At 67.8% G+C, this 11,245-nt stretch carries 7 protein-coding genes; 2 read left to right on the forward strand and 5 right to left on the reverse strand.

Annotated elements, in window-relative coordinates:
- Window positions 1-501 carry a hypothetical protein gene (locus KA712_10980; protein MCG5053473.1) on the reverse strand — a complete coding sequence of 167 codons (501 nt, stop codon included), beginning with the start codon at window positions 499-501 and terminating at the stop codon, window positions 1-3.
- A 78-nt stretch (window positions 502-579) separates the two neighbouring features.
- On the opposite strand from KA712_10980, the gene rsgA reads away from it, so the two are divergent.
- On the forward strand, window positions 580-1,629 hold the full coding sequence (gene rsgA / locus KA712_10985) for a ribosome small subunit-dependent GTPase A (protein MCG5053474.1): 1,050 nt from the start codon (window positions 580-582) through the stop codon (window positions 1,627-1,629).
- 12 nt (window positions 1,630-1,641) lie between these two features.
- On the opposite strand, the gene KA712_10990 is transcribed toward rsgA, so the two are convergent.
- The 4 genes from KA712_10990 to KA712_11005 form a co-directional block, all read right to left on the reverse strand.
- A complete protein-coding gene (locus tag KA712_10990; protein MCG5053475.1) occupies window positions 1,642-3,339 on the reverse strand; it encodes a CehA/McbA family metallohydrolase in 1,698 nt (565 codons plus the stop codon).
- 123 nt (window positions 3,340-3,462) lie between these two features.
- Window positions 3,463-6,423: a hypothetical protein gene (locus tag KA712_10995; protein MCG5053476.1), complete on the reverse strand. Its 2,961-nt coding sequence runs from the start codon at window positions 6,421-6,423 to the stop codon at window positions 3,463-3,465.
- A 59-nt stretch (window positions 6,424-6,482) separates the two neighbouring features.
- The gene (locus KA712_11000) at window positions 6,483-7,349 is read right to left on the reverse strand and encodes a HEAT repeat domain-containing protein (GenBank protein ID MCG5053477.1); all 867 of its coding nucleotides are present in this window, start codon (window positions 7,347-7,349) and stop codon (window positions 6,483-6,485) included.
- Window positions 7,350-7,352: 3 nt separating this feature from the next.
- Window positions 7,353-9,506: a hypothetical protein gene (locus KA712_11005; protein MCG5053478.1), complete on the reverse strand. Its 2,154-nt coding sequence runs from the start codon at window positions 9,504-9,506 to the stop codon at window positions 7,353-7,355.
- Between the two features lie 289 nt (window positions 9,507-9,795).
- Between KA712_11005 and KA712_11010 the strand changes: the two genes are divergently transcribed.
- Complete coding sequence (locus KA712_11010) at window positions 9,796-11,238, forward strand: serine/threonine protein kinase (GenBank protein ID MCG5053479.1); 1,443 nt, start codon at window positions 9,796-9,798, stop codon at window positions 11,236-11,238.
- Window positions 11,239-11,245: the final 7 nt, after the last annotated feature.

The following is an 11,245-nucleotide window of genomic DNA, read 5'->3' on the forward strand; positions in this document are numbered from 1 at the left end:
TCAGGGCCCGATCAAGCCGATGCCGAAGTTGAGGCCATCTTGGTTGCGCCTGACCCCGATGAGACGGGCAGCGCTTGGGTCCGTGAAGGGCAAGACGGTGCTTCCGTCGTAGTAGCCCCCGAGATCTCCGGGACCGATGACCCCATTGTCGTCGAGATCGACACCCACGAAGACGCTGTACGCGTCGGCGGGCGCTAGCTCCTTGATGCGGTAGGAAATGGTGGAGGACGCCGCAGGCGCACGGGTTTCGGCGCTTTCATCGAAGATCCCCAGTGACCCGGGGCGGCCCGCGTTGAGCCCCAGCACCACGCGGGCTCCCTCTGGAAGGGGCGGCGCCACGGTGACGGTGCCGGTCACGGTGACGTAGCCGGTGAGGGCGGGCGTTCGGGGCGACAGGGTGACCTTGGTCTCCTGAGAGGCGTCTTCACCGCCACAGGCGGCGGCCAACGAAAGCCCCCCGAGGAGCACGAATCGCGCGAAGGCAACGAGGGAGGAGCGCATTCCGGCAGCATACCGGGGGCCCGGGCCCGATTCCCGCATCGAACCTCGCGAAAGTGCCCTGCTATAGTGGCCTGCTTCGTGAGCGTGCTCGATCAGCTCGGTTGGGGGCCGTTTTTCTCGGCTCAACTGCCAAATCTGAATCTCCCCGGACCCTCCGCCCCGGGGGAGGCGTCGGCCCGTACGGTCGCGGCCCGGGTCGTGGAAGAGCAGAAGCGCTATCACTTCGTGACGACGGCGCTGGGCACCCGCCTCGCGCGCATCGCAGGCAAGCTGAGGCATGCCGCCCGCAGCCGCGCCGACCTGCCCGCCGTGGGAGACTTCGTGCTGGTCGAGGAGCGCGCTTCGGACAACACGGCCACGATCACGCACGTGCTCGAGCGACGAACGAAGCTGTCGCGCAAGGAACCGGGCACGGATGACGAGCAGGTGCTGGCCGCCAACGTCGACGTGGCCTTGGTGGTGCACGGGCTCGACGTCGAGCCCAACCACCGCAGGCTCGAACGCTTCCTGGCCACGGCCGCGCGCGGCGGCGTCAAGCCGATCGTGGTGCTGAGCAAGGCTGACCTGTGCGCGCCCACCGCCGTCGCGGAGGCCACGGCCGAGGTGCAGCAGCTGGCGCCCGGCACGACCGTCATGGCGCTCTCCGCCCGGCAGGGGCAGGGGCTTTCGGCCCTGTGGGATCACATGGGCCCCGGCACAACGGCTGTCGTGGTGGGCCCGTCGGGGGCGGGCAAGTCCACCTTGGTGAACCACCTTGCAGGTGCGGAGCTGGGGGCGGTCAGCGAGGTGCGGGAGTCCGACGCGAAGGGCAGGCACACGACCACCGCGCGCACCCTGTTCACGCTGCGCGACGGTACCTTGCTCATCGACACCCCGGGCATCCGCGAGATCGAGCCTTGGGATGCCGCCCCGGGTCTCGACGACGTGTTCGCGGACGTGGCGGGCGTGGCCACGGCCTGCCGCTTTCGCGATTGCACGCATGAACGCGAGCCCGGCTGCGCCGTACGGGAGGCGGTGGCCGAGGGGCGGCTCGTCGCCGAGCGGTACCAATCGTTTCAGAAGCTGCAGGCGGAGGCACGGGCTCAACGTGAGCGGCAATCCCCCTGGCTCAAGCCCAGACGCCCGTAAAGCACGACAGACCTAGATCTTGATCGGCGTCGTCGCGCGAGGGCCCTTGAAGAGACCATCGCCGTCCCGGTCCACGAAAAGCGGGCTCGTGACGGCGAACGCCGGCGTGCCCGGTGCTTGCCCGGGTCGGGGCGCACAGCGCGAAAGTCCGTACTGAACCACCGCATCCTCTTCTCCCGTGAGGTGCGGAGGCAGGGGGACCTGGCTGTCGGTTTCTACCGTGACGAACGCGTCCTGCCTATCGAGGGTGAGCGCTTCGTCGGTCGTGAAGTCGAGTGCTCGTCCCGCGCGGGCGAGATTCCAGGTTTTGACGGGGGTCCCGTTCACGAGCAAGCGAACCGTGTCCACGGGAACCCAGTTCGGCGCTTGCACGCGCACGCGCACGGGAACGGTGTCGTCCGTGTGCGTGACCAGCTGACCTTCCGAAGCCGTCCCGCTGCGCAAGGTAACAAAGGGCGCGGTGGAGGCAATCGTTCGGCGCGCGCGCAGGGCCTCGGCCAGTCGGGTCGGCATCGGGCTGTCGCTATCGCCATCGCCCAACCGCACCCAGGTGCGCGGGTATCCAGGCACCATGGCGGACACGTAGTGGCTGTCGGAGCCGCCGACGGGCGCGGAGATGGCGTTGTACGAGAGCAAGGCCAGCCAGGTGTCCGTGGCGTCGCGCATACGGGTGCCGCAGGTCTGCCAGCCGTTCAAGACCTCGAAGGCATCGTAGCTTTGCGGACAGGGCGGCGGGGCTCCAAAATCCTTGCGGGCCCAGCCGCCGCAAAAGCCCTCGTCCATGTAGGCCTGCCATCCGAGCCGCGGGTGGTTCGCGACCACCACGGGGCGCCCCTCGAGCGCTCTTAGGTCCTGAAAAAAAACCTCGAGGGGAAAGGGGCGAACGACGGGAGCGCCGCGGCCCGGCTTTCCGGGGTCGAGGGGCAAGGGAAACACCCCGAAGTGAGAGTTGGGCCCCGCTTGTTCGTTCCCTGTCACGACCTGGATCGGGTGTTGGCCTTTCCACAGCTTGGCGACGACGGGAGCGAGATCCACCAGCACGCCGTGGTTGGTCGAGACAAGCACGTCGAGGCCGTTGACCGCCGCCACCTTGAGCTGTTGCTCGGCATTGGCGTGGGCATCGGGAGACTCGGGGGCGTTGTGCACATGCACATCTGCCGAAACGTATCCGGTGGTGTCCACCGTGCGAACGAGCGTGGCGTCGAGGGTGACGCGGCCCTTGCCTTCCCGCAGATCGACCGTGTAGGTGGCCGTGTCGTACGTGGCGCCGCGGCTGACGATAACCTCGTAGATGCCGGGGACGAGCTCGCTCTGCACGGGCGTTTGTCCTCCCACGTCCAAGTGCGACCAGGGGGCGCCTACGGGAATCGTGGCCTCCCCCCGCCAGACCGCCATGCCGTGCCGAAACGCCAACAGCCCCGCCTCGGGGTCGAGCTCCACCGCCGAACGTCCCTGGGCCCACCCCGGCAAATCGGCAAAGTTGCCGAACGCCACCATCTGCTTGTCCGCACCCCGGAAGCTGACGAGCCCAGGCATGAGCGTGCGCGTGGTGCCGTCGAAGATGCGCACATGCAGCCGCGTGCCGCTGGCCTGCGCGGAGGCAAAAGGCCCGGAGGTCTTGGCGGCGGAGGGCCAGTAGGCCCATGTCGCCGCGGAAGCCACCAACAGGCCACTGCCAAGGAGTGCATAGAGCAGACGACGTCGGGGCATGTGGGGGCAAAGGTCGTAAAGGCGCCCAGAATGCCATCGCATCCAGCGCCTTCGCCAAGGTTCTGCCCTGAGCGGGGGCGCTCCGCAAGCGGCCAACGAGAACGCCTTGGTGACAACTCGTTGTCAGCGCAGCGGCTTGGCGGCTTTGTCGCGCGAAAGTGACACGGAGGCGCCGGTCAGCGCATCGACGCTCACCGCCACATCCAGCTCCCGGCCGCTGATCGAGCCGTGACAGCCGCCACAAACCGCATCGAAGAGCTGGCGAGGCACGCCGGGGGTGATCACCTCGCCCGCGCCCATCTGGTGCTCCTCGCGCATCGTGAACACGGGTTGGCCGTCGCCATCGACGAGCTCGAGAATCAGCGGCTTTCCTGCGGGCAGCTCGACCTTGAGGGAACGATCGCTCTCGAGGGCCGCGCTGCCGAGCAGCTTGCGATCCGTGTAGACCCGCTGGGATCCCAGAAGGGCCGCGGGATCCGGGGCGGCCGAGGGGGGCGGAAGCACTTCGTAGACCCTCAACGCACGCGCTTTGTCGAAGGGAGCCAGGTTGCGCCCCCGACGCAGGTTTGCGTCGAGCAAGGTGGCGAGCATGGGCACGTCCGGAAGGTGCATGACGCCTTGGGGCGACTGGGGGTCGTGATAGCCCCCGAACACCAGCTGCGGAACGTTGCGGAAGAGGTGGCGCCCGGCGCGCGCGTAGCCTAGGGCGGCTTCCACCAGACTCTGCGTCTCACCCGACAAGAGCAGCCTCCGGGTGCGCGTGATGGGATCGACGGCCACGAGATCGTAGCGGGGAACGTCCATGGCGGGGGTGCGAACGTTCGCGGCGAAAGACGCGAGGATCTCGCCGTTGGGCGTGGGATGGGGCGAGCGATAAACACCGCTTCCTCCGTCCCGCCCTGTTGCGCTCGGATCGGCAAGCTCGAGCGCGCGAAGGAAGGTGACCTCACTTCGTCCCTCCTCGAAGGTGCCTATCGAGCGGTTGAAGATCCCCAGCGCGCCCCCGCTTCCCCGGGCGTTCGTGTTCGAGAGAATCAGCAGGAAGTTGCGGTCGAGATCTTCGCGGATCTCGGTGGCCTGATCGAAGCCCACCGAGGGGAACACCTGGCCGAAGGTGTCGTCGGAGTCCTTGCGCTGGGCGAGCAGCGGATGGTAGTCGCTGAGGTCCCAGTTGATACGCCGGCCCGCCAACTGATAGAGTTCGGGTGTGGCCTTTTCCGTGGTGAAGGCGATCTGGCCGTTGCCCATGAACGACGGGGCAAGCTCTGCATTCGAAAGCGTGGTCATGCGTTCGATGGTGCCGAAGTTCAAGTCCGGGCCCACGCGGTAAAGATCGGCGTTCGGGAGCAGCCGTTTCAGGGTCAAGGTGCCCGCACGGGTCGACGCGAACACCAGGGCCCCGTTGGGAGCGAAGAGCGGATCGAAGTTGTGAACCCGCACATCCCCCAGCTTGCGGCCCGCGTCGGTCGTGAGCCGCGCACAGGTACCCGCCCCCACGTCGAGCAGCCACAGGTCGAGGCCTTCGTCTGCGCCCGCCCGCACGGCGAAGACGAGCTTGGTGGCATCGTAACTCCACTCGGGACCTCGTACGTCGAGATCCGCACGACCGGCGAGCCCCGCGCACGTTTGAAGGCCGCTTCTCGTGTTCTCGATCGCCTCGATGCGGCCCCCCGGACCGATGAGAGCGTCGGCCAGCTTGAGATCGGCGCCGCCTCGCCACGTGTCGAACTCCACGGGTGAGTCCCCGTCGGCCGGACGGGCCACGAAGGCGAGTGGAATGCGATCGCCAGGGCGCAGGGCCGACACGGAGGTCGCATGATCGCGTCGTTCCAGCCGGTGCCACTCGGCGAGCGTGCACAGGGCGCTTGCCGTGGTGGGATCGTAGGGCGTGGGGCAGGGATCTGTCGAGTCTTCGCTCGGGCTTTCGAGCAAGGCACCGCCGCGATGAGCGATCCCACCGCGCGAAAGAAAGAGGTTCTTCCGCACGAGCCGGGACATCCGCACGTCGGGGGTCTCGAGGGCCATGAACTCGCGGAGCGAGGTCTCGTAATTGCGTCGTACCGCAAAGCTCGACACGAAACCGAGGGCCCCCGGGCGCAAGCGGAAGTCGTTGAAGCCGTTGGGGCTGTGGCAGCCCTCGAGCGAGCAGCCGCGGCGAATCAGCACGGGCATCACGCGCTCGGCGAAAAACGTCTCACCGGCGGACCGGGACGCCACCGCGGGCGGCTCGCTTTGAACGGCCGTCGCGAAGGCCCGCAGGCGGGTCCAGCCCTCGTCGCTCGTGGAGCTGAAAAAGGCCCCACCTGTGTGGCTCACGCCCCCCGCCCGTGGATCGAGGGGCCGCTGCAAGAGCTCACTCTGCTCCACGGCCACACCAGCTGGCGATACGAAGCTCGCGACCCGGAGGAAATTGAAGTCCCTCTCGGCGTCGGTGTCGCCACAGGTGACGTAGAAGTCCGACTGGGCAGAGCCATGGCAGGTCGAGAAGGCACAGGACTCGCGGAGCAAGGGCGCAACGTTGGCCACGTAGGCCTGGTAGGCGGCGCTGGACCGGTTGACCGGGGGGCGTGTTTCGTCGGCAGGAACGGTGGTGTTGCATCCTCCGGCGCCCCGCGGCCGCTCGCGTCCCTCGGGCAGCCCCGTGCGGGTGGCGCCGTTGGCCAGCCACCGCTTGATGAGCTCGAACGCGTCCGAGTTGCGAACGAGGGGCTTGCCACCCGCGTGACGAATTTCGCTGGTGTAAAGCTGTCCGGCGTAAGGAATGAACGTGGACTCTTCCGGTATCGACTTGAGCAGGAGCAGCGGCTCGGGGAACGCCCCGTAGGTGCGCAGGACGTCCGGCCGGCGCACGGCTGCCTCGTACGACGACAGATCCAGGTTGCCGAGGGCCGCGCCCGTGGTGGGGTCGACCTTGTGGCAAGGCGACGTGTTGCCCACGCAGAACCCGTCGAAGATGGGCTGGATCTGCGTGTCGTAGAAGCGGTTCTCGGGAACCTTTGCGCGCTCGCAGCCGAAGGCCGTGCCCGCGAGGACCAGCACGAAGAGGGCGCGCGCAAGCCGCATGCTCGAGGTCACGTCGCTCATGGTATTCGGGAGGAGCTTCGCTTGGCTGAAGGTACCCGTTGACCTTGCGCAGGGGAACGTCAGGGGGCGAGCTTGCCAAGGGCCGCGTTGGCGAGCGACCGTACGAAAGGATCGGGATCCGACGAAGCGCTTCTCTGCAAAGCGGGGCCCGCGGTCACCGCCGGGGCGCGGATCTCACCCAACGCCCAGGCCGCCTTCTTGCGCACGACGGGGCTGGGATCGTTGCCGAGCAGGTGAACGAGTGTGCTCACCACGTCGTTGGCCACGGGGCTCGAAGCGGCGGCGGTACGGGTCGAGGCCACCGTCTCGATGGCGGCCACGCGGACCTCGAGCGCGGCGTCACCGAGCCCACTCACGGCGGCTCCGGGATCCTGGAAGCCGCGCAGTTGTCGCATCGCTTCGAGCGCGGCGGCGCGTACGGGCGCCTCGGCCGCGTCCCGCGCCGTCACGAGCGCGCCCAGGCCGTCCAGATCGCCGATGGCGCCGAGCGCGTGGGCCATGGCAGCCCGGGCTTCGGCGTCGAAGATCGGGTTGTTCAAGGCGGCACCGAGCGGCGTGATGCTTTTCCACGCCCGCATCTCCCCAAGCACGTCGGCCGCGTTGCGGGCACGCCGAGAGTCGGGTTGCGACAGGCGCGTCACCATCTCCAAAGACAGTTCGGGGCGCAGCCCACGGCGGGCAAGCCACCAAGCGGCCACGCGGCGCACCCGGGCGTCTTCGTGGTCCACGAGGGGGCGCACGAGCTGCAGACAGGCGTGACACACCAGCACCTCAGCCCGCTCGAGCTCGGCCTCGATCGCCTCCACGGAGCCCGAACGGATCGCGCCGGCGATCGTGCCGGCCGTGGCGCCCCGGCCCGCCTGGGCGGGCGCCGCACGCAGGAGAAGCAGGGTCAGGAACACTCCCAAGAAGCCGGTACGTGCCATGGCTCAGTTGTTTCCCTTCTTGTTTTCGCGGAAGAAGAACTGCCCGCCCATGTCGATGTTCAAGATGAGCCGGTAGTACTCGTCTGGGGTCAGCTCTATCCCCCCCACGTCGGCGGGATGCACGGCGCCCGCAAAGGCCCGCACCTCGGGCGCCACCGCGGGAAAGCGCTGGGGAGGGTTCAGCTTCTGGATGATCTGCGAGTCGCGCGCGGACCCCGGAGCCATGTGCGCGCGGTAGTCGCCCAGGATCTCCACCACGTTTTCGCCGAGCTCCATGCCGAGCCCTGCCACGGAGACGTAGGAAGCGGGAAACTCCGTGCCCGCGGAGCGCTCACCCACGGCGATCGCCACCTTGTGGCCCCGCAGGTCGAAGGTCACCGTTTGCATCGTCCCCAAAGTCTTGTCGACGATGGTGTAGGTCGGGTTGCCGGGTTTGGCCGGGTCGCCGTCGTGGCAGGCGATGCACTTGGCATCGAAGACGGGCTGCAGAGCCAGATCCCACGGCACCCCGCGGATCTTCTCGTAGCTGAAGTCCATCGACACCCGTTCGCTTCGCGGGACGTCGAGGTCCACGGCGCCCTTTTGCACGGCTTCGATGGTGCCGGGCTTGATGACGGTCGTTTTGGCGCGGTCTTCGTGACAGCCGCCGCAGAACCTCTGCTCCCCGGGGCGCCCGCTGATCCAGATGTCCTCGCTGAAGACAGACATGGCGAACTTGTCCACGAGCTGCTGATGCAAAGGCACGTTCGCAGGCACCTTGGCCGCATAAGAGCCGTCGGCCTGAACCGGGATCTCGGCATAGAGGGATTGTCCGTCGAACTCGGTGAGGCCGAACATGTTGGGAAAGCCCTCCTCCGAAGAGAACCCTTCGAGCAGCCGCACCTTCACCACGGACCCGGGGGCGAGCGTCTTGAGCGATGATTCGTAGACGTTGAGGGCGCCCAACACGAAGCTCTTTTCGGTTTGGTCCACGGGGCTGCTTGCGGGGGTAGGTTCGACCCGCGGCTTGAGGGGCCGCGCCGAAACGTCCCACTGGTTCGAATCGTCCCACACGGGGAAGCGTTTGCCCGTTTTGCCGTCGAAGACGTAAAGGCCAAAGTTGGCGTTGGTCTTCGCCGCCGCGAGCACTTCAGACTGGACGGGCCCATCCGCCCAGGACACGAGGAACTTGAGATCGGCAGGGTTACCGATGGGCTCGGCGTCGTAGTAGCGACCCACATCGGGGAAGGATCGCTCTCGATCGCCGGGAACGAGCGGGGTCAGATCGATCAGCTTCGAGCTCTTTTCGTCGTCGTTGAGATCGACCAGCACCAGCTTTCCTGACTGCAAGGTGCGCTCGCGTGAAGTCGCGACCGCCACGACCCGGGAGGTCTTTTTTCCGGCGGCCGTGGTGTAGCTCGTGACGAACCGGGGCTTGATGTAACTGTTGGTGATGCCGGCGCCTTCTCCGCCGAAGGCTTCCCGCATACCCGTCATGTCCGGGTTCATCAGGCGCAAGTGCCCATCGTTGAGCCGCCCCAGGTGCCGCCACTCGGTGTACATCACCTGGCCGTCGTCGAGCAGCGTGGGCGTCACCCGGTGTGAAACGTTGCGGGGCCCCAGAACCTCCGCCGTGCCGTCGGCGTTGATGACGCCCATCTGCGAGGTCGTGGCACGCTCGTATTCGTCGCGGAACTGGGCGGCTCCTTGTTCGACCACCTTGCTCGTGGTGAACAGGATCTTCTGGCCCGGAATGAACACCGGGTACACGTAGTGGTGAGGACCCTCGGTGATCTGACGGGGGTTGGTGCCGTCCGTGCCGATGAGAAACAGGTGGTAGGTGGCGGCGTTCGCGAGGCGCGCGGACAGAACGATCGTCCGGGCGTCGAAGGACAGATCCCAGGCCATGATGTCGGCCCCGGCGAAGAGGGGATCCGCGGTGAGGTTCGTGAGCGTGCCGTCGGCGGCCGGAGGCGCCAGCTTGACCAGGCGCCCCCCGGGCTTGTAGTCGGTGTAGTCGAAGACGTTGCCCACCCCGTCGCGCGCGGCCCGCTGCAAAAACACGATGGCGTCCACGTCCTGGGGCAAGCCTGACGCCGCCGCGCTGCCGTCATCGCTGCTCGATGACCGGCAGCCTCCGGCCTCTGCCAGGACCAACAGGGCTCCGAGTGTCTTCACGACCCATCTCGTTTGGCTCGTCCGCATGGCTCTCCTGTTTGCAAGAACGTCACCATGGTAAGCGATCGTGCCTTTTTCTCGGCGAAGTTCTCATAGGCCAGCAAAACCATTCATCCTTCTTCCGCGACGGCCTGCAGGTGCAGGTGGGAGGACTCAACGCGCAAAGCCCCCGACACCGGGCCTGAGTTGCGTCACTCACTGCGAGTGACGCCCGGCCCAAGGTTCGACCGGGCCTCCTGGGCCGGTGCAATCCGTGGCACACTCGATCTTGCGTTCACCTGGAACCCTCTTGCCCTCGAACGTCGACGCCCCTCGCCGCCTTGGCCGCTATCGTCTGCGCGAGCGCCTCGCCGTGGGGGGCATGGCCGAGGTCTACAAGGCGGTGGCCGAGGGGCTTTCAGGCTTCGAGAAAACCGTGGTGGTCAAGCGGCTCTTGCCGCAACACCGGCGCGACCAAGAGCTCCTCACCATGTTCGTGGACGAAGCGCGCCTCCTGGGCCGCCTGCGCCACCCGAACATCGCCGAGGTGTATGACATCGCTTGCGAAGGCGACGAGTACTTCTTCGCGCTCGCGTTCATCGACGGCGTCGACCTGCGCGCCTTGCTCGACGACAACGAAGGCGCGCCCCTGCCCCTCGAAGAGGCGCTGTGGATCGTGCGGGAAGTGGCACGGGCCCTCGCTTACGCCCACGACCTCTGCGACGAAGACGGTCGGCCCCTTGGCATCGTGCACCGGGACGTCACGCCCTCGAACGTGCTCGTCGAAACCTCGGGGGCCGTGAAGCTGGTGGACTTCGGTGTGGCGAAGTGGCGGGCCCAGCGCAGCGAAACGAGGCACGGCGTGCTCAAGGGCAAGGTGAACTACATGTCCCCGCAGCAGTGCCGTGGTGAGCCGCTCGATCATCGCAGCGATGTGTTTGCGCTCGGCGTGATGCTCTACGAGCTCACCGTGGGGGACAAGCCTTTTGCGGCTCCCTCCGATTTCGAGACTCTCAAGGCGATAGCCGAGGGTCGCTTCGCCTTGCCTTCTGAGCGGCGCCCGGGCTACCCGGCGCCGCTCGAAGCGATCGTGCGGGGCGCTTTGGCGCTGGCTCCGCAGGAGCGTACGCCCGACATGCACGTGCTGGCAGGGCAGCTGACTTCCCTCATACCCGACGACGGTTTTGCGCGGGGGGCCGCGGGGCTGGCGCTGCGGGCCGGCCGGATGCGCGAGGCCCGCGCCGCAAAGGGCGCGCCTTGCCCAGGCCCCGCCCCCCACATGGCTCTTCGCCCGGTCACCGAGACCTTGCCGGCGCTTCCGGCCCACGCCCCCAAGACCGCGACCGAGAGCCTATCGGGGGGGAGGAGGCGCTGGCCCTGGCTCTTGTTCCCGGTGGGGATGTTCGTTGGGTCGGCTTGGCTGTGGTCGAAGGGCCCTTCTCCCGCGCCGCCCCAGCCGGCGCTCTCCGGGCCTCGGGCCGTCGAGGCGAAGCCGTCATCGAGGCGCCCGCCGGGGATCCCGGCCGTCCCGGCGGCAGCCGCGAACGCACCGCCGCCTCGGCAAGGCGCCTCTGCCCCGCATCTGGCTCCTCCGGCGCCCCGCAAGGCGCGACGCGTGCCGCGGGCCGTGCCGCCGCCAGACCCCGTGGCCCCGCCCGCCTCGGCCCTTCCGCCCGCCCCCCAGGCGCAAGAGCCTGCCGCCAGGCCCAAAAGCCCCGCCGTGTGGGATCCCGATTCCCCGCTTCCCCCCTGACTCCTGT

Source organism: Myxococcales bacterium (genome assembly GCA_022184915.1).
Classification (GTDB): Bacteria; Myxococcota_A; Polyangia; order Fen-1088; family Fen-1088; genus JAGTJU01.